The sequence below is a fragment of the Rhizocola hellebori genome, from assembly GCF_016862955.1.
Taxonomy (GTDB): Bacteria; Actinomycetota; Actinomycetes; order Mycobacteriales; family Micromonosporaceae; genus Rhizocola; species Rhizocola hellebori.
In genome coordinates this window covers 1-18,068 of record NZ_BONY01000059.1, presented here as the reverse complement: position 1 = coordinate 18,068, position 18,068 = coordinate 1, and the positions used below count along the sequence as shown (strand labels likewise).

The window sequence follows — 18,068 nt, the reverse complement described above, 5'->3', positions numbered from 1 at the left end:
CCGAGCCTAACCGGCCAGTACGGTCGCGAGCCGGTGCAAGCCCGGAAGGTCGACTCCGTCACTGAGCAGGGGGAGCTCGACCACGGGACGGCGCAGGGTGGCGAGCTCGCCGCGCAGCTGCTCCTCCAGGCCGAGCCGGGCCAGGTGGGCGTTCGCCTCGATGTGCAGGGCGCCCGCCAGATGTGCGGACAGGCCCGCGTCGGTCAGCCCTTTCTTCAGCGAGCTTTGGGTAACACGGGAGATGCCCGCCAGCAGCGGAGGCCGGGCGCAGTTGACGATGATCTTTCCGGCCGGGATGCCGAGACCGGAGAGTTCTTTAAGCGCGTCAGCTGTTTCTTGTACCGGCATCTCCTCAAGCAAGGTCACGACGTGAACCGAGGTCATGGGTGAGCGCAGGAGGGCGGCCACCCCCTCGCTCTGGGTTTTGATGGGCCCGAGCTTGGCCAGCCGCGCCGCCTCCGCGGTGACGTTGAGGAAGCGCCCGATCCGGCCGGTCGGCGGCGCGTCGAGCACGACCGCGCCATACATCCGCCTTCCGGCGTCGTCGGTGCGCGTAGTGGCCTCTTTCACCTTCCCGGTGAGCAGGATGTCGCGCAGACCCGGGGCGACCGTGGTGGCGAAATCGACCGCGCCCAGCTTGCGCAGCGCGCGGCCGGCGCGGCCCATCTTGTAGAACAGCTCCAGGTACTCCAGCAGGGCTTCCTCGGCGTCGACCGCCAGCAGGCGCAGATCGACGTCGACCCCGCCCAGCCTGCGCTCCGCGTAGGGCAGCGGCTCAAGCTCGAAGACCTGCGCCAGGCCTTGACGTCCTTCGACCTCGATGAGCAGGACCCGCTGGCCCGTTCTGGCGAGGGCCAGCGCTAGGGAGGCAGCGACGGTGGTTTTCCCGACGCCGCCCTTTCCGGTTACCACATGCAGTCGCGCAGGCCAGCTCACACGGCGATGCTACTTGCGCTGCTCCTTGACATCGCAGACAAACCAGCCATCGCGCTTGACGAGCACAAGTTTGAGGGTCTGCTCCGAGACCTTCTCATCGGTGGTGGAGAGCCGGACCACGACCGTGGTGTCGGCCTGGGTCGCGGTCTCGTTGGCGATCTTGATGGACTCCCAGCTGTAGCTCGGGCCCTTCAGTTTCGCGCTCTGATCCTTGATCTCCTTCACCTTGTTGCCGATCTCCTTGGCGTCGCGCGCCTCCTTGCAGACCAGCTTCTCAGCGGCCTTGGCGTCGCCGTCCTTGTAGATCGCGGTGAGGAACTCCTGCGCCGCCTCCTTGGCCGTGGTCTCCCCGGTGCCCTCGCTGTTGTTGAGCAGGAAGAACGCCCCAGTGGCGCCGAGCAGGCACAGCACCAGCAGGACCCCCAGCACCACGGCCGTGATGATCAAGCCTTTGTGCTTCTTCTTCGGCGGTGCCACCGGCGCGCCGGGATAGCCCGGATATCCGCCGTAGGGATAAGGCGCGGCCGAGGTTGGCGGCGCGGGCGGAGCCGGGACGGGCGCTTGGCCGGTCGGGTAATAGGTGGGCGCGGTGTAGGGCGAGCCCGAGTCGGGTCCGGGCAGCTGCGCCGAGGCCGGGGTGTTGGTGGTGGTGTGGAAAGGATCCACCGGCGGCTGATAGATCGGCTGCTGCCCAGCCGGGGGCTGCCCGGGTGCCGCAGGCGCGGGACCGGCCGGAGTCGAGGCCGCCGGAGTGGGCCACGCGGGCGTGGGGTCGGCCGGCGTTGAGGCGGCCGGGGTTGGCCACGCGGGCGTGGGGTCGGCCGGGGTGGGCCAAGCCGGGGCGGGATCGGCAGGCGCGGGGTCGGCCGGTGTCGCGGCGGCCGGAGTGGGCCACGCGGGCACTGGGTCAGCCGGGCTAGGGCTGGACCAGGCGGGCGTGGGGTCAACCGGGCTGGTCCAGGCGGGCGTGGCGTCAGCAGGGCTGGACCAAGCGGGCGTGGGGTCAACCGGACTTGTCCAGGCGGGCTCGGAATCGGCGGGGCTGGACCAGGCCGGCGTGGGGTCGACTGGAGACGTCGCCTCAGGCTCGTCAGGCGAGGCAGGGGCGGGTGTAGGCCAGGCGGGCGGCGAAGACTGCTGTTCGGGCTCGTTTTCGTTGCGCGGCTGAGTCATGAAGGTCCCCCTGGTCGTCGGCCGCTCAGCTTAGCCCTCACCGCCAACCCAGGCAAAGGCCCGGTCGGCCACGCTCCGTGAGCGCCTGCGGTGCCTCGGCGGCCACGCTGACCTTCGGTCAGCTAAGCCGGTTCGTTAGGTTATCTCTATGACGAAGTGGGAGTACGCCACTGTTCCGCTATTGATCCACGCCACCAAGCAGATCTTGGACAATTGGGGTGCCGATGGCTGGGAATTGGTGCAGGTAGTTCCTGGCCCGAACCCGGAGCAGCTGGTGGCCTATATGAAGCGACAGAAGGAGGCATGAGATGACTGACCCTTATGCCAAGCTTGCGGAACTCGGCCTCGAGCTGCCGAAGGTGAGCCCGCCGCTGGCGGCTTACGTGCCTGCGGTTCGCTCGGGTAACCATGTTTACGTGTCCGGTCAGCTGCCGATGGTGGACGGAAAGCTGCTGGCTACCGGCAAGGTTGGTGCCGAGATCTCGCCCGAACAGGCAAAAGAACTCGCGGCCAGGTGTGCTCTCAACGGTCTCGCCGCGCTTGAGTCGCTGGTCGGGCTCGGCAAGGTGGCCAGGATAGTAAAGGTCGTCGGGTTTGTGGCTTCGGCACCGGGTTTCACCGGTCAGCCGGCCGTCATCAACGGGGCTTCCGAGCTGTTTGGCGAGGTGCTGGGGGAGAAGGGGCGGCACGCGCGCAGCGCGGTTGGGGTCGGCGAGCTTCCGCTGGGCGCCCCGGTTGAGGTTGAGCTGATCGCAGAGGTCGTCGCTGACTGACCCGGTCAGTAGCATTCGTCGCATGAGTTTGGTGCCTGAGGGCGTGTTGTTGATCCGGGCCGACAATCCCGGCTACATGACGCTTGAAGGCACCAACACGTGGGTACTTTCGGACGGCACGGTGATTGATCCCGGCCCCGACGACCCGATTCACCTGGAGGCTATCGCCCGGGCCGGACAGATTAAAAGAATCTTGGTGACACACGGGCATCCCGACCACGTCGAAGGCGTTGACCGTCTCGTGAAGATGACCGGCGCGGTGGTTGGCGAGGTGCCGTCCTACCTTCGGGAGGTGAAGACCCCGGGGCATACGGCCGACTCGGTTTGCTTTGTCAGCGACAGCGCCGTCTTCACCGGCGACACCATCTTGGGCCGGGGCAGCAGCGTGGTCGCCTGGCCCGACGGCAATGTGGGCGACTACCTGAAAAGCCTGGAAACCCTTATGACCTTTCAGGGTGTACCGGCATTGCCCGGCCATGGCCCGGCGCTGCCGGACTGCGCGCAGGCCGCGCGCTGGTTGCATGGTCATCGGCTGGAACGCTTGGAGCAGGTCAAAGCCGCGCTCGCCCAGGGCGCGAAGACGCCGCAGGAGGTGGTCGACATGGTCTATGCCGACGTCGACCCGGCCCTCAAGTGGGCGGCGGAGTGGAGCGTGCGCGCTCAGTTGGACTATCTAACATGACGCCGCCGACCTGTGGCGCGCCGGCGGATGTCTGCGCGGTGACCCCATGACATGTCCTGTTTGTGGCACGGTGCCAGTTCCGGCCGCGCGGTTCTGTCACCACTGCGGGGCCGCGCTTCCGGCTGCGGCGACCCTGCCCGCCAGCGAGCGCAGGGTGGTCACTGTCCTGTTTGGAGACCTTTCCGATTTCACGTCCTGGTCGGAGGAGCTGGATCCGGAGCGGGTCGGCGCGGTCACCGATCGCGTGATGTCCGCGCTCGCCGGTGCGGTGAAGACCTTCGGCGGGCACGTCGACAAGCTCACCGGCGACGGGATCATGGCTGTCTTCGGGGCGCCGGTGGCCCATGAGGACGACGCGGAGCGAGCGGTCCGCGCGGCGCTGTCGATGCAGCGGGCTGTGCGCCGGGTGCTTGACGATGAGCGGGGCGGTGGTGCGCCGCTCGGGTTGAGGGTGGGGCTGAATTCGGGGCCGGTGCTCGCGGGAGTGCAGGCGGGCCTGGAGTACACGGTCATCGGAGACACCGTCAACACCGCCGCGCGGCTGGCCGACGCGGCCGCGGTCGGGGCGATCTACGCGGGCAACCGCACGGTCACGGCGACCGGGTCGGTGGCGAGCTGGCGCACGCTGCGCCCGTTGCGGCTCAAGGGAAAACGGGAGCCGGTCGAGACTTTCGAGCTCCTGGGGCTGCATGACGCGCGCGGCACCCGGGCTGGGCTTGGCGAGGAAGGCCCATTTGTGGGCCGGGAAGCCGAGCTGGGCCGGGTGGCGGGCCGCCTGGCCGAGGTGGTCGACCGGGACGCGCCAAGGGTTCTGGTGTTCACGGCCGAGGCCGGCATTGGCAAGTCAAGGTTCGCCTCCGAGGTGGCGCGGTTCGCCAACGGCTATGAGGTCAGCGCGGGCCGGTTCGCGGCGCGCACAGGCGCCCGGGTCCTCTCGGTACGCTGCGCCGCCTTCGGGGAACGCCGGCGGCTCGCCCCGCTGGCCGATCTGGTGCGGCTGGCGATCGGTCTGTCGGTCGACTCGGCCACCGCCGCGACCCGCAGCGCGGTGGAGGAACGCTTGCGCCGCTTGGCCGAGCGGCTGGCGCAGCGAAGCGAGCCGGGCAAGCCGATCAAGGTCGATGTGGAGGCCCTCCTCGCCCTGCTCGGCTACGGCGCTCAGCACGAGCTGGTGCAGTGGCAGGGCGTGCCCGGCAGCGACTCCGACGGCCACGGCCGGGACAGCCGCAAGCTGGCGATCGCGCTCGCCGGTCTGCTCAACGGGCTGTCGACCGAGTCCCCGCTGGTGGTGATCGTCGACGACCTGCACGACGCGACGGCGGAAACCGTTGACGCGCTTGGCAACGCGCTGGAGGAGCTGACCGGCCCGGTGCTGGTGCTGCTGCTGGGAAGGCCCGAGCTGGTACGCAAGGCGGGTCAGCTGACCCGGGTCGCCGACGCTGAGGCGCTTACGCTGTCGCCGCTTCGCGGCGCCGACGCCGCCCGGCTGCTGACCGCCTACCTCAAGAGCGGCCGCCTTCCCCAACCCGACGAAGACCGTCTGCTCACGACCGCGCAAGGCAATCCCTTCTATCTGGCCGAGCTGGTCACCTTGCTCATTGAGCGCGGTGCGCTTACCAAGACCGGGCCGCAGTGGCGTCTGGTACCCGGATCAATGAGCGCAACCCTGTTGACCAGAGACCTGGCGGCGGTCCTCGCGGCCCGCATTGACGCTCTTCCGGCCGAAGCGCGGGCGGTGTTGCGCGACGCGGCGGTCGTCGGCGACACCGTGCCCACGGGTGCGCTGGAAGCGTTGCGGGAGAGGCGGGCCGGCCGCGAGGTCAGGCCGGCCGCCGTGGTCGCCGTCGAGCTCGAGCGGGCCATTGACGAGCTGTTGCAGCGACGCATGTTGCGCCGCATCCGTGGCGGGTTCGATTTCGCGACCCCGTTGCTGCGCGAAGCCGCGTACGCGGGGATAGGCAAGACCGATCTCGCTGAGCGCCATGCGTTTCTGGTGCGGTGGGCCTCCGAGCGGGAGCGGCCGGCCACCACCGCGACCGATCACGACGATTGGGATCTGTTCATAGCCGAGCACGCCGAGCGGGCCGCCAAGCTCGCCGACGCGGTGCGGTTGCGTCCGGAAGTGCCTGCACGCCAAGTCATTCCGCTCGGCATCGAGGCACTCGGCCGGGCCGCGCGCCGGGCCGCCGCCGCGGGCGAGCCCGCCGAGGCGGTCTCCTACGGTGAGCGGGCGCATCGCCTCGCGCCGGGCGGCCTTCCGCTGCGGGACAGGCTTGTCTATTCCCGAGCGCTGCTGCAGATCGGCCGGGTCACCGAGGCGCAACACGACGCGGAGAAGCTGGTGATCGACGCCGCCGAGGACGCCCGCACCCGGGCGGGCGCCCTGCTGGTGGCCGGGCGTGCGCAGCTGGCTGCGGGCGATGGCGAGGCCGCATATCGGCTGTGGGCCGAGGCGCTGGCCGTGGCGACCGAGGACAAACTTCCGGGCGAGCGCGCGGAAGCGTTGCGGCGCTTGGGAATGGCCGACTTCGTCAAGGGCCGGCTGGCCGATGCGTCGAGCCGTTTCGCCGGGGCGTACCAGATCGCGGTGGCGGCGGGTGATCGCCGGTCGCAGGCCTGGTCGCTGCAGGATCTCGCCTGGGTCACCACCACCCGCGGCGACTTCGCGGGCGCCGATGCCGCGCTCGGGCATGCGGCGCGCCTGTTCGCCCAGACGCGCGATCCGATCGGTCGCGCCTGGCTGCGCGGAACGACCGCCTACGCCCGCCTGCTAGCCGGCCGCCTGGTCGAGGCCCAGCGCCTGGCGCGGGTCTTCCTCCCCTTCGGTGAGCGGGTGGGCGAGGCCTGGGCCGTGGGGACGCTGCGCGCCGTGGCCGCCTTCGCCGCCGCCGAGCTTGGCGAGCTGGCCGAGGCAGACCGGGAGGCCCGCCGCGCCTACCGTGATTTCGACGCGGCCAAGGACGTGTGGGGGCGCGGTTTCGCGCTCGTGGCCCGGGGCGCGGTCGCGCGCGGGCTCGCCGAGTACGGCCACGCGGAGGATCTGCTCACCGAGGCGCTGACCGAAGGCGAGAAGGTGGCCCACCCGCTGCTGGTCGGGATGGCCGGAACGGTACGCGGGTTCGTGGCGCTCGACCGCGGCGACTTTGAGGCCGCCGAGCTGGATGCCCGATCGGTGCTGACCATGGTCTCTCCCTACGGGGTCCTCGATCCGGCCCGCATCGGCCCTAGAGCGCTATTGGGCGCGGCGCGGCTGGCAGCGGGCGATCCGTCGATGGCGGTGCGGATGCTTGCCCCGGTCGCCGCCGATCCCTATGCGCCATCGATGCTCTATTCGCGACGGCAGGCGGTGGCGGTCTACTCCCAGGCGTTGCTGGCGCTGGGCCGGCACGAGGAGGCACTGGCTGCGGCTGAGCTGGCGCAGACCATCCCGGCTGTGGACATCCGAAGCCGGGTGCGCTCGGCGCTGGCTCTCGCCAAGGCGCTGGCCGCAGTTGATCGAGTCGAGGAAGCCGATGAGGCGAGGGCGCTCGCATCGACCTTGGCTCACTCGACTCAGCAAGTCAGCGAGAGGCAAGCGCTGCTACCGTCTAGCGCGTGAGTCCAACCCGCTCCAACCGTCCCTCACCGGTGCCCGAAATTCCTGGGTTGACCGATCTTTCGATGCTGGCTGTCGGCGGCTACGCGACCATTTTCCGGGCGCGACAGGAGTCGGTGGGCCGTGAGGTCGCGGTCAAGGTGGAGAATTTCACCCTGGAAAGTGAGCGGGACAAGGCCCGATTCGTGCGCGAGGCGCGGGCCACGGGCCGGATGTCCTCGCACCCCCATGTGGTCGATCTCTTTGACGCGGGGGTGACCGCGGACAATCACCCCTATCTGATCATGGAGCTGTGTGCGGGGTCCTATCAGGACCTCATGCCGCTGCGGCCGCCGGTGGTGAGGGATATCGGCATGAAGATCGCCGATGCCCTCGCCGACGCGCATGAGCGCGGCATCGTGCACCGCGACGTCAAACCGGCCAACATCCTGGTCAGCCTTTTCGGCGAGCCCGCCCTGGCCGACTTCGGGCTGGCCATCCTGGCCGAGCAGCGTGACCCGCACATCACCCTCGAGGTGATGACCCCGGCCTACGCGCCGCCCGAGGCGTTCCGGCGCGCTGAGCCCGCGCCGCCCGGCGACGTCTACGCCCTTTGCGCCACGCTGTATGCGCTGCTGTCGGGCTCCCCGCCGCGCTGGCAACAGCACCAGCCGCCGGGGATCCTGGCGCTCATCGAGCTGTTCGCCGAGCCGATTCCGGCCATCAGCGGGTGCCCAGAAGCGCTCGTGGCCGTGTTGCGCCTGGGCATGGCCAACGATCCCGGCAAGCGGCCGACCGCTCGCGCGCTCGAAGAACTTCTCGCCACCTGCGACCTTGATTCGGCACGCCCACTTATGCGGCCCCGGTCACCGGATCATGAGATGGTTCGTCCTCAGGTGCTCAACGAAGCACGTCCCGGCGGCAGGCCCCAGCGCAGGCCGACCCATCCGCATCACCTGCCGTCCTCCGCTTTGGACGGTCCACAGACCGTTCCGACACGCCCGCCGTCGCGACTCGCCCGGTTATTCATGCGGTTCAGGTCTTGGTGGGGAGCGAGCCGCCACCCCTAGTCCTTGATCAACGTGCCCGTTGGGGTGTGGCGCGTGTCGCGTTTCGTGAACCACTCGTTGGTCTGGTGTCAACGGGCTGGGGGCGTAAAGATCATGACCATTCTCGACACTGCGCTTGACCCCCGTGCGGCGTCCTTTTTGGACAACCGCAGCACGGCGCTGGCGGCGCTCGCGATGCTGGAGGCTGCGCACGCTCAGGCGCGCGAAGGCGGCGGGGAACGCGAGGTCACCCGGCATCACGCCCGGGGCAAGCTGCTGCCGCGCGAGCGCATCGAACTGCTGGTCGATCGGGACACCGCCCTGCTTGAGCTGGCCGCCACCGCGGGCGTCCCGCACGGCGCGGGCCTGGTCACCGCGATCGGTGTGATCGAACAAAACGAATGCATGATCGTCGGCAACGATCCGACTGTGCGCGAGGTCGGCCTGACCGACGCGGGCCGGTTCAAGGCCGAGCGTGCCGTTGAGCTCGCTCGGCAGTACAGGCTCCCGATCGTGCTGCTGTGGGAGTCGGTGGCCGAGGCCAACGAGATCGTCGCCCACGGCTGCTCGCCGATCATCAGCGCCATCTTCGGTACCGCCGACGCGCCCCAGCACCTCGCCGACCACTCGGTGATCATCCGGGGCCACGGCCTGCCCAGCCACGCCGACTCGGTCGCCGAGGACGAGCGCAATGCCGTCCGCCTGGTGCGCCAGGCGGTCCGCCGGCTGTGCCAATCCCGGATTCCGCACCCGGCCGGAGAGGTCGCCGGACACGCGCGCGGCCTGCCGCGGGGTGGCCAGCCACCCGGTGGCTACGCGTCAGCCGGGTTGACCTCGGGCGGATTGATGCCCGGCGGATCTGTGTCAGGCGGCGTGGGGCGAGGTGGCCGCGGCCGCGACGGGCTCGCGCCGGGAGGTTTCGCGCTGGGCGGCTTTGTGCTGGGCGGGCAGGGCCCCGGCGCGTTGGGGGAGCGTGGCGTTCAGCTGGGCTTGCCGCCGCGGCACGAGGCGGACGATCTGCTCGCGGTGCATCGGGCCGACCTGACCGAAGTGCTCGCCCGGGTGCTTGACGGAAGTGAGTTCGAGGAGCTCAGGCCGCATCGGGGCGGCGCGATCATCGCGGGATTCGGAGCCGTTCACGGGCACCGGGTGGCGGTGCTGGGCAACTCTGCGCCCGATGTGGACCCCGAGTCGCTGCACAAGGGCATCGAGCTGACCAGGCTGGCCGAGATGGCCGGTCTGCCGGTGGTGGTGCTCGCCTCCTCGGGCGACGGGGATGAGCCATTGCTTTCCCGGGTGCTTTCTTCCCGGTACCAGATAAGCATTCTGTTAGACGAGAAGCCGCCGGCCTGGGCACTTGCCAGCAAAGGCCTGCGCTTCACCTGGCCAATCCCTCATGGGCAGGTCCATGACGGGATGATCGATCCGAGGGATACCAGGACCGTGCTCGGGATTTGCCTGTCCGCCATGGGAGAGCGCTCATGATCCGTCGGCTGCTGGTGGCGAGCCGGGGCGAGATCGCCCGCCGTATCTTTTCCACCTGCCGTTTGGTCGGCATCGAAACCGTGGCGGTGCATTCGACGGCCGACACCGACGCACCGTTTGTCGCCGAGGCGGACTATGCGGTGCAGCTGCCCGGCTACGCGCCCAGTGCCACCTATCTGCGCGGCGATCTGATCATCGCCGCGGCGAGGCGGACCGGTGCGGACGCGATCCATCCCGGCTATGGATTTCTGGCCGAGAACGCCGACTTCGCGGCGGCCGTCGCCGACGCCGGGCTGACCTGGATCGGGCCGTCGCCGAAGGTGATCGCGGTGATGGCCTCGAAGATCGATGCGAAGGCTCTGCTCGCCGAGGCCGATGTGCCGGTGCTGCGGGCCTGGACCGATCCGTCCGAAGTGGACGAATTCCCGGTGCTTGTGAAAGCGGCCGTGGGCGGCGGCGGCCGGGGCATGCGGGTGGTACGCGACGCCGAATCGCTGGCCGAGGCGGTCTCCTCGGCGCGCCGGGAAGCCTTCGCCGCCTTCGGCGACAACACGGTCTTCTGTGAGCGCTATGTCGAGCAGGCCCGGCACATCGAGGTGCAGATCGTGGCCGACCAGCACGGCAACATCGTCACCTTCGGCGAGCGAGAATGCTCGATCCAGCGGCGGCACCAGAAGATCCTGGAGGAGACGCCTTCGCCGGCGGTCTCCCCGGAACTACGCGAGAACCTTTGCTCCGCGGCCGTCGCCGTGGCCGAGGCGGTCGGCTACGCCGGCATCGGCACGGTCGAGTTCCTGCTCAGCCCGGAAGGCGAGTTCTTCTTTCTGGAAATGAACACCCGCCTGCAGGTCGAGCATGCGGTGACCGAGTGCGTGACCGGCTTCGACCTGGTGCGGATGCAGCTTTTCCTCGCCGAGGGCGGGCGTCTTCCGCTGCCGTCCGCGCCGCCGATGCGTGGCCACGCCATCGAAGTGCGGCTCTGCGCGGAGGATCCGACCAGCAACTGGCTGCCCGCCACCGGACAGCTGCACCGCTTCGACGTCCCCGAGGTGACCGGGCGGTTCCGGCCCCTGATGCAGCCCGGCATCCGGCTGGATTCCGGGGTGGAAACCGGTTCGGTGGTCGGAGTGCACTACGACTCGATGCTGGCGAAGGTGGTGGCCTGGGCGCCCACCCGATATGAGGCGGCCCGCATGCTCGCCAGCGCGCTCGCGCGCACGAAGGTGCACGGGCTGATCACCAACCGCGATCTTCTGGTACGCGTGCTGCGCCATCCCGCTTTCCTCAGTGGTCAGATCGACGCGGGCTTGCTCGACCGGCAGCCGGAGGTCTTCGCGCCGCTGCTCTCGTCGGTGGAAGCGATGCGCCTGAGCTGCCTGGCCGCGGCCCTGGCCGCAGCGGCCGGGCGCTGGTCGGGTGCCCGAGTCCAGCCCGGAATCCCTTGCGGTTGGCGCAACCTGCCTTCGATGCCGCAGACCATCGTTTACGACGGGCCGGCCGGGCCGGTCGAAGTCGGGTACAGGTTGCATGATTCGGGTGCGCTCGCCCAGTGGTGGGTGCGCTCGGTCGACCCGGAAGAGCTCGATCTGGCCGGGCTCGGGCACGTCGGCGTGGTCGACGACCACCCGCCCGTGGCCGTGGTTTCGGCGACTCCGAGCGAGGTGGTCCTCGACGTGGCCGGAGTCCGTCTCACGGTCGAGGTGCACCGAGTGGGAAATGTGTCCTATCTGGACAGTGTGGAGGGCTCGGTGACCCTTCGTGAGCTTCCGCGCTTCCCTTCCCCGGAAGCCGAGCTGGAAGAGGGATCGCTGACCGCGCCCCTTCCCGGCGCGGTCGGCCGGGTCCTGGTCGCGCCGGGGCAACGGGTCGGCGCGGGCGAGCTGCTGCTCACGCTGGAGGCGATGAAGCTCGAACACCCCGTGCACGCCCCGGCCGACGGGGTCGTCTCGGAGGTCAAGGTGCGCCCAGGCGCGCTGGTCGACACCGGAGCTCTGCTGGCAATCCTCGCCCCCGCTTAAATATTGGGTGCAGAAGAGCCCCGCCTCGACCGAGGCGGGGCTCTTCTAACCTTGCAGCTGTTAACCGATTGCCGAGGAACCGCCGAGGCTCCATGCGCTCGCCTGGCCCAGGATGCCCACGGCCAGGCCGCTGACGTCGATCGGAATCTGAATCGGCGCGTAGATCTGAGTGCCGTTCCCGATGCCGACGTTGCCCGCGCTGACCATCTTCACGTCCTCGCCGTGCTTGCCGGGCTTGCCGTGCTTGGGCTTGTGGCCGTGCTCGGGCGGGCACTTGTCTTCGTCCACCGGTGGTGCGGGCGGAGCCGGTGGCGCCGGTGGAACGGCCGGCGGGCACGTCGTGCCGCAGCCCGGCGTCCCACCACCGTGGCCACCCGTGCTGGGCCCGCCTTCGCTCTCGAGGCGCGGCATGGTGCCGACCGAGTCGAGATCGTTGATGTTGACGGTATTCGCCGAGCCGCCGCCGACTCCACCCAGAATTCCGCTGAGCAGCGGGCCAACCAGCGGCAAGCCGCCACCGAGGCCACCGACGTTGCCGAGGCCACCCTTGGTCAGGCCGCCCACCAGGGGGAGGCTGTCGACCAGCGGCAGGTTCTGGGTCAGCCCGCCCACCACGGGCAGACCGCCAAGAATGTCGGCCTTGCCGGACTCGGTGTAGTGGTGCCCGTCCTTGCAGCCGTTCTTACAGTTCTTGCCCTTCTGGTGGTGCGCGCTGCCCAGCGTGGCCGAGCTGCCGCCCTGACATCCGGCGTCGGCCGAGCCGAGCACGGAGGCGGCCACACCGCACAGGTTGATGGGTGCCTGGATCGGCGCGAAAACCTGGGTGCCGTTGAGGATCCCGGTGTTCCCAGCGCTGATCATTTTGATGTCGTACAGGCCTTGGAGGTCGGCCGCGCTGCCGCCTTCGCAGCGGGCCGACGCGGTTCCCAGGACGGCCGCGGACACGCCGCACAGGTTGATCGGTGCTTGGATCGGCGCGAAAACCTGGGTGCCGTTGAGGATCCCGGTGTTGTCAGCGCTGATCAAGGTGGTGTCGGCGTACGCGGCTGTGCCGGTAGCCATGACTGCGCCCGCGGTCAGCGCGCCGGCTTTGAGTGAGCGTCGAACCCACGTGTTCATAGCGGAAGGGACCTCTTTCGATCGTCGGACTTGTTCCGACCGACCGATCGCACCTGGTGCGGGTGAGGGGCCGCGACCGGTCACTGTGGACACGTACAAATCGTCCAACGATGTCCGGCAAAGCGCTGACATGCGCAAGTCAGCTAGGCGACAGTGATCCGGGTGATATGCCCGATTTATACCCTTGCGCGGCGAGCAAGTCTTTCGGGATCGAGGATAATGACGCTCTTCCCGTCAAGGCGCAGCCAGCCGCGCGAGGCGAAGTCGGCCAGAGCCTTGTTCACCGTCTCCCGGGAGGCGCCCACCAGCTGAGCCAGCTCCTCTTGGGTCAGATCGTGTGTTACTCGAAGCACGCCACCGTCCCGCGTCCCGAAACGGCCCGCCATCTGCAGCAGATTCTTCGCGACCCGGCCGGGGACGTCGGTGAAGATCAGGTCCGCGAGGGCGTCGTTGGTGCGGCGCAGGCGACGGGCGAGCACCCGCAGCAGCTGCTCGGCGATCTCGGGCCGGTTGTTCAGCCAGGGGCGCAGGGCCTGCTTGCGCAGCCGGGCCAGGCGCACATCGGTGACCGCGGTCGCGGTCGCTGTGCGCGGGCCAGGATCGAAAAGCGAAAGCTCGCCGAGCATGTCGGAGGGACCCATCACCGAGACGAGGTTCTGCCGGCCGTCAGCGGCGCGCCTGCCGAGCTTGATCTTTCCGGACAATACGATGTAGAGGCTGTCGCCGGGCTCGCCCTCGTTGAAGACGACCTCGCCCTTGCGGATCTCGATCGTTTCCATCTCACGGGCAAGCGCCTCGGAGGCATCTGGGTCGACGCCCTGGAAGATTCCGCTGCGCGCAAGCACCTCGTCCATCGCTACTACCTCCACTAGTGCAGGCGCTTGGTGTATATACATAAGCCCCGCGAGGTCAGTCTAGGCACAGCTGGGCGGCAACCGGACGCCAACCCCCAGAATCGCGATCAGCCCGGTAGTCTCGCCGCCTAATGAGTATTTGGCCTCCCCCGCTAACCCGGAAAGTCCTTGCTATCTATACGGCGGCAGCACTTTCCGTGTACATGATCAGCATATTCGCTCTGGGGACCCTGGCGGAATCCGGGCGGCAGGGCCACCTGTCGGCGCAGCGAAAGCCAGCCACGCCACCACCCGCGCCCGTGCCAGTCCCGCCGCCTCCTGTGAAGACGATCACGCTGTCCGCGGTCGGCGACATCATCATGGGCGTCGCGGGCCGCGCCATGCCCGCCAACGACGGGCGCGATTTCTTTGCCAAGGTGAAGCACCTCTTTCTGGCCGATCTGGTGATGGGCAACATGGAGGAGCCGCTCACCGACGACACCGGCTATGTGAAATGCCGACCCGAACAAACCACGTGCAACCAGTTCCGGGTGCCGCCTTCCTACGCCAAGCACCTCAAGGACGCCGGTTTTCACCTTCTCAACCAGGCCAACAATCACGGGTACGACTTCGGGCCGAAGGGCTACACGAACACTCAAAAAGCTCTGGAATCCCAGGGCCTCAAGCACACGGGTGCGCGTGGACAGATCACGCTGGTCGACGTCTCCGGGGTCCGCGTGGCCGTGCTCGGGTTCTCCTCGTATCCCCGTGACAACAGCCTGACCGACCTCAACGCCGCTAAAGCCGTGGTGGAGAAGGCGGCCGGGCTGGCCGACGTGGTCGTGATCCAGGTCCATTGGGGAACCGAGGGCGCCGACAAGACCCATGTGAAGCCGGGCACCGAGTACTTCCTCGGGGAGAACCGAGGCGATCCGATCAGGTTCTCGCACACGGTCATCGATGCCGGAGCCGACCTCATCATCGGGCACGGCCCGCACACGCTGCGGGCGATGGAGGTATACAAGGGCCGGCTGATCGCCTACAGCCTCGGCAATTTCGCGGGCGGCCGTGGCCTGAAGGGTGAGGGCAACCTGGGCTGGGGTGGCGTGCTCAAAGCCACCCTCGACGCGCAGGGTGCCTTGGTCAGCGGACACTTCGCGTCGACCTACTTCACCAGCAGCCCCGGCGTGCCCCAGCCCGACCCGCAGAACCGCGGCCTCGACCTGGTCCGCAAGCTCTCACAACAGGACTTTCCCTCGAGCGGCGCTCGTTTCGATGTGTCAGGGGCGATAAGTACGCTGTAGAGCGTGCCCGAAACTGATCTCGCGCTGAAGCGACGCGTCCGGAAGATGGCCAGGGAGCTGGCCGTCATCCATCCCGACGCGCACTGCGAGCTGAACCATGAGACGCCGCTGCAGCTGGCCGTGGCGACCATCCTGTCCGCCCAGTGCACAGACGCGAAGGTCAACGAGGTCACGCCCAAGCTTTTCGCTCGGTACCCGAGCGCCGCCGACTATGCCGCGGCCGACCGCGCCGAGATGGAAGAGATGATCAAGCCCACGGGCTTCTTCCGCAACAAGACCGAGTCGCTGATCAGCCTCGGCGCTGCGCTGGTGGAGCGCGGCGGTGACGTGCCCCGCACCCTCGACGAGCTGGTCACCCTGCCCGGCATCGGCCGCAAGACGGCCAACGTCATCCTGGGCAACGCGTTCGGCGTGCCCGGCATCACCGTCGACACCCACTTCAGCCGGCTGGTGCAGCGCTGGGAGTGGACAGATCAGACCGATCCGGTCAAGATCGAGCATGCGATCGGCGCGCTGGTCCCCAAGGCCGACTGGACCATGCTCTCGCACCGGGTGATCTTCCACGGCCGCCGTGTCTGCCACGCCAAGAAGGCCGCTTGCGGCGCCTGCCCACTGGCTCGGCAATGCCCCTCCTACGGCATCGGCCCGACTGACCGTGCCGCCGCGATCAAGTTGCTCAAGGGCCCGCGGGTCGCCGAGATCGCCGAGATGACCGAGTGAGGCGGGCTGTCCTCGCCCTGGTCCTGCTGGTGGCCGGGTGCACCTCCACGGCACCGCCTACGCCCATGCCCACCCCACCCCCGTTCCGCGACTGCGCTTCGATATTCGAGGGCAAGGCCGAGCTGCCCGAGCTGGCTCTGCCCTGCTTCACCGGTGGTCAGAATGTCCAGGTTGGAAGGTTGTCCGGGCCAGCTGTGATCAATTTCTGGGCGCCCTGGTGCCTCGAGTGCGGCGAGGAGCTTCCCGCGTTCCAGCGGCTGGCTGATCGCGGTCAGGTGAAGGTGATCGGCGTAGCCACCGACACCAACCGCAGCGCCGCCATCTCGCTGGCGACCGATCTGGGCGTGACCATGCCGACGCTGCTTGACGTCTACGGTGAGTTCCGGCGTCAGCTGGGCACGATAAATCTTCCATTGACCGTCTTCGTCGATAGCAACGGAAAGGTCACCACCTACGTGGGGTCTGCGCTGAAAGACGAAACGCTCAACAAGCTGGTTCGGGAAAGGCTGGGCGTCGGATGACGACACCCGCCTGGCTGGAACCGCTGCTCAACAACACGCGGGTCAACGACCGTGCCGCCTTCACCGGGCTGGAGACCCCACAAGAGGGGCGCCCGGCCGGGGTTCTGGTCCTCTTCGGCGAAGACCCCAAGACCGGCCCGGACATGTTGGTGCTGCAGCGTTCCGCGACCATGCGCACCCACGCCGGGCAGGTGGCCTTTCCCGGTGGCGCAGCCGAACCCGACGATGCCGACATCTCGGCCACCGCCCTGCGGGAGGCACAGGAGGAGGTCGGCCTCGATCCGCAGAGCGTGACCGTGCTCGCTTCGCTGCCGCAGCTGTGGATCCCGGTCAGCGACTTTCTCGTAACCCCGGTGCTGGCGTGGTGGCACTCGCCACATCCGGTAGTCGCCACCGCGCCGGCGGAAGTGGCTCATGTGGCCCGGCTGCCGATCCAGGATCTGGCCGACCCCGACAACAGGCTGCGCGTCAGGCATCCCAGCGGGTTCACCGGGCCGGCCTTTCAGGTACACGGAATGCTGGTCTGGGGATTTACCGCCGGAGTGATATCCGCCCTGCTCGAGCTGGGTGGCTGGGCCAAGCCCTGGGATACCAGCCGGGTGGAGATGTTGCCGAGTTCCCAGTTTCAGACTCCTTCCGTAGGCTGAGCCGATGTCGGTGGTCGACGTTGTTCTCGTGCTGCTCTTGATCCTCTTTGCTGTCAGTGGGTACCGGCAGGGGTTCGTGGTCGGCGTGCTTTCCTTTGCCGGCTTCTTCGGCGGCGCCCTGATCGGCCTGCAGCTCGGTCCGCTGCTGGCCACCCTCGTCGACAGCGATGGGCTCAAGCTGATCGTGTCGTTGATCACCGTCTTCGGTCTGGCCGTGATGGGCCAGGCGCTGGCGGGCTGGCTCGGCAGCAAGGTGCGCCGGGGGATCACCGGTCGCAACGGCCAGGTCCTCGACGACATCGGCGGGGCAATCGTCTCGATCATCGCGGTCGCGACGGTGGCGTGGCTGGTGGCGGTGCCGCTAGGAAAGGCGTCCGAGCCCTGGCTGTCCAGCGGCATCCGGAACAGCGTCGTGATCAAAGCCATCGACGATGTCATGCCCGACCAGGCCGACCGCCTGACCGAGGCGCTGCGCGACACGGTGGACACCAACGGCTTCCCCGAGGTGTTCGGCGACCTGGTGCCGACCCAGGTGCGCGACGTCCCCGAGCCCGACAGTGCGCTGGCCAAACTTCCGGTCGTGGTGAAGTCCGAGGCATCGGTGGTGAAAGTGCTGGGCACGGCCCCGAGCTGCAGCCGCCGGATAGAAGGCTCCGGATTCGTCTACGCGGCGGAGCACGTGATGACCAATGCTCACGTCGTCGCGGGCACCAAGACCGTTCAGGTGGTGGTCAAGAACCAGCGCCTCAGCGCGAAGGTGGTCGCCTACGACCCAGATCTCGACCTCGCCGTGCTGCACGTGCCCGGCCTCAACGCGCCAGTCATGCCGTTCGCCGCCACCGAGGCATCCACCGGAGCCGACGCCGTTGTGCTGGGCTTCCCGCTCGACGGCCCCTACAACGCCCAGCAGGCGCGGGTCGCGGACGTAGGAAACATCACCGGCCCCGACATCTACGAGAGCGGAACGGTCACCCGCGAGGTGTACACCATCAAAGGGCTGGTCCGAAGTGGAAACTCGGGCGGGCCGCTGATCTCCCCAGACGGCACGGTGCTCGGCGTGATCTTCGCAGCGGCCGCCGACAACCCGAACGTGGGATACGCAGTAACCGCCGACCAGGCCTCCGGCATCGCCACCGCCGGAAAATCCGCCACCGAAGCCCGCACCACAGGATCATGCGCTTGAGCTGTAATTCTGGCGCGCGCTAAAGCAACGCGCGGCGCTGCGATATTGGCG

Annotated in this window: 16 protein-coding genes; 12 read left to right on the top strand and 4 right to left on the bottom strand. The window is 68.5% G+C overall.

From position 1 onward, the window contains the following. Positions 1-6 precede the first annotated feature (6 nt). Positions 7-936, bottom strand: coding sequence for an ArsA-related P-loop ATPase (locus Rhe02_RS34935; RefSeq protein WP_203912732.1), 930 nt, complete (start codon positions 934-936; stop codon positions 7-9). Positions 937-945: 9 nt separating this feature from the next. Further along, a complete protein-coding gene (locus Rhe02_RS34930) occupies positions 946-2,109 on the bottom strand; it encodes an Rv0361 family membrane protein (RefSeq protein ID WP_203912731.1) in 1,164 nt (387 codons plus the stop codon). Positions 2,110-2,257: 148 nt separating this feature from the next. Here Rhe02_RS34930 and sp36 point away from each other — a divergent pair, with 148 nt between their 5' ends. The 7 genes from sp36 to Rhe02_RS34895 all read left to right on the top strand — a co-directional run bounded on the left by sp36 (position 2,258) and on the right by Rhe02_RS34895 (position 11,690). After that, entirely contained in the window at positions 2,258-2,416 is a 159-nt protein-coding gene (gene sp36 / locus Rhe02_RS34925; RefSeq protein WP_203912730.1) for a Sp36 family protein, read from the top strand. Between the two features lies 1 nt (position 2,417). Next, positions 2,418-2,882, top strand: a complete 465-nt coding sequence (locus Rhe02_RS34920) for a RidA family protein (RefSeq protein ID WP_203912729.1) — start codon at positions 2,418-2,420, stop codon at positions 2,880-2,882. Positions 2,883-2,904: 22 nt separating this feature from the next. Next, on the top strand, positions 2,905-3,564 hold the full coding sequence (locus Rhe02_RS34915; RefSeq protein WP_203912728.1) for an MBL fold metallo-hydrolase: 660 nt from the start codon (positions 2,905-2,907) through the stop codon (positions 3,562-3,564). A 46-nt stretch (positions 3,565-3,610) separates the two neighbouring features. Continuing rightward, complete coding sequence (locus Rhe02_RS34910) at positions 3,611-7,162, top strand: adenylate/guanylate cyclase domain-containing protein (protein ID WP_203912727.1); 3,552 nt, start codon at positions 3,611-3,613, stop codon at positions 7,160-7,162. Beyond that, positions 7,159-8,208, top strand: a complete 1,050-nt coding sequence (locus Rhe02_RS34905) for a serine/threonine-protein kinase (protein ID WP_373320752.1) — start codon at positions 7,159-7,161, stop codon at positions 8,206-8,208. The genes Rhe02_RS34910 and Rhe02_RS34905 overlap by 4 nt, the downstream gene beginning before the upstream one ends. 93 nt (positions 8,209-8,301) lie before the next feature. Continuing rightward, positions 8,302-9,672 carry a carboxyl transferase domain-containing protein gene (locus tag Rhe02_RS34900; RefSeq protein WP_203912726.1) on the top strand — a complete coding sequence of 457 codons (1,371 nt, stop codon included), beginning with the start codon at positions 8,302-8,304 and terminating at the stop codon, positions 9,670-9,672. Further along, positions 9,669-11,690, top strand: a complete 2,022-nt coding sequence (locus tag Rhe02_RS34895) for an acetyl/propionyl/methylcrotonyl-CoA carboxylase subunit alpha (protein WP_203912725.1) — start codon at positions 9,669-9,671, stop codon at positions 11,688-11,690. Before Rhe02_RS34900 ends, Rhe02_RS34895 begins: the two co-directional genes overlap by 4 nt. 60 nt (positions 11,691-11,750) lie before the next feature. Here Rhe02_RS34895 and Rhe02_RS34890 read toward each other — a convergent pair whose 3' ends face one another. Both Rhe02_RS34890 and Rhe02_RS34885 read right to left on the bottom strand, forming a co-directional pair. Further along, entirely contained in the window at positions 11,751-12,809 is a 1,059-nt protein-coding gene (locus Rhe02_RS34890) for a chaplin family protein (RefSeq protein ID WP_203912724.1), read from the bottom strand. Between the two features lie 176 nt (positions 12,810-12,985). After that, positions 12,986-13,663: a Crp/Fnr family transcriptional regulator gene (locus Rhe02_RS34885; protein WP_203912723.1), complete on the bottom strand. Its 678-nt coding sequence runs from the start codon at positions 13,661-13,663 to the stop codon at positions 12,986-12,988. 203 nt (positions 13,664-13,866) lie between these two features. On the opposite strand from Rhe02_RS34885, the gene Rhe02_RS34880 reads away from it, so the two are divergent. Genes Rhe02_RS34880 through Rhe02_RS34860 form a run of 5 tightly spaced genes read left to right on the top strand, consistent with a single transcriptional unit; the run spans position 13,867 to position 18,017 of the window. Further along, positions 13,867-14,946, top strand: a complete 1,080-nt coding sequence (locus tag Rhe02_RS34880; RefSeq protein ID WP_203912722.1) for a CapA family protein — start codon at positions 13,867-13,869, stop codon at positions 14,944-14,946. A gap of 3 nt (positions 14,947-14,949) precedes the next feature. Next, entirely contained in the window at positions 14,950-15,666 is a 717-nt protein-coding gene (nth, locus tag Rhe02_RS34875) for an endonuclease III (protein WP_203912721.1), read from the top strand. Further along, positions 15,663-16,187, top strand: coding sequence for a TlpA family protein disulfide reductase (locus tag Rhe02_RS34870; RefSeq protein WP_203912720.1), 525 nt, complete (start codon positions 15,663-15,665; stop codon positions 16,185-16,187). The genes nth and Rhe02_RS34870 overlap by 4 nt, the downstream gene beginning before the upstream one ends. Beyond that, a complete protein-coding gene (locus Rhe02_RS34865) occupies positions 16,184-16,834 on the top strand; it encodes an NUDIX hydrolase (RefSeq protein WP_203912719.1) in 651 nt (216 codons plus the stop codon). The genes Rhe02_RS34870 and Rhe02_RS34865 overlap by 4 nt, the downstream gene beginning before the upstream one ends. A 4-nt stretch (positions 16,835-16,838) precedes the next feature. Beyond that, complete coding sequence (locus Rhe02_RS34860; protein WP_203912718.1) at positions 16,839-18,017, top strand: MarP family serine protease; 1,179 nt, start codon at positions 16,839-16,841, stop codon at positions 18,015-18,017. Positions 18,018-18,068: the final 51 nt, after the last annotated feature.

Excerpts from the sequence above, each read along its gene's own strand:
- Rhe02_RS34900 (WP_203912726.1), top strand. The coding sequence starts at position 8,302 with ATGACCATTCTCGACACTGCGCTTGACCCCCGTGCGGCGTCCTTTTTG.
- Rhe02_RS34890 (WP_203912724.1), bottom strand. The coding sequence starts at position 12,809 with ATGAACACGTGGGTTCGACGCTCACTCAAAGCCGGCGCGCTGACCGCG.
- Rhe02_RS34910 (WP_203912727.1), top strand. The coding sequence starts at position 3,611 with ATGACATGTCCTGTTTGTGGCACGGTGCCAGTTCCGGCCGCGCGGTTC.
- Rhe02_RS34865 (WP_203912719.1), top strand. The coding sequence starts at position 16,184 with ATGACGACACCCGCCTGGCTGGAACCGCTGCTCAACAACACGCGGGTC.
- Rhe02_RS34930 (WP_203912731.1), bottom strand. The coding sequence starts at position 2,109 with ATGACTCAGCCGCGCAACGAAAACGAGCCCGAACAGCAGTCTTCGCCG.
- Rhe02_RS34915 (WP_203912728.1), top strand. The coding sequence starts at position 2,905 with ATGAGTTTGGTGCCTGAGGGCGTGTTGTTGATCCGGGCCGACAATCCC.
- Rhe02_RS34880 (WP_203912722.1), top strand. The coding sequence starts at position 13,867 with ATGATCAGCATATTCGCTCTGGGGACCCTGGCGGAATCCGGGCGGCAG.
- Rhe02_RS34885 (WP_203912723.1), bottom strand. The coding sequence starts at position 13,663 with ATGGACGAGGTGCTTGCGCGCAGCGGAATCTTCCAGGGCGTCGACCCA.
- sp36 (WP_203912730.1), top strand. The coding sequence starts at position 2,258 with ATGACGAAGTGGGAGTACGCCACTGTTCCGCTATTGATCCACGCCACC.
- Rhe02_RS34895 (WP_203912725.1), top strand. The coding sequence starts at position 9,669 with ATGATCCGTCGGCTGCTGGTGGCGAGCCGGGGCGAGATCGCCCGCCGT.
- Rhe02_RS34920 (WP_203912729.1), top strand. The coding sequence starts at position 2,418 with ATGACTGACCCTTATGCCAAGCTTGCGGAACTCGGCCTCGAGCTGCCG.
- Rhe02_RS34860 (WP_203912718.1), top strand. The coding sequence starts at position 16,839 with ATGTCGGTGGTCGACGTTGTTCTCGTGCTGCTCTTGATCCTCTTTGCT.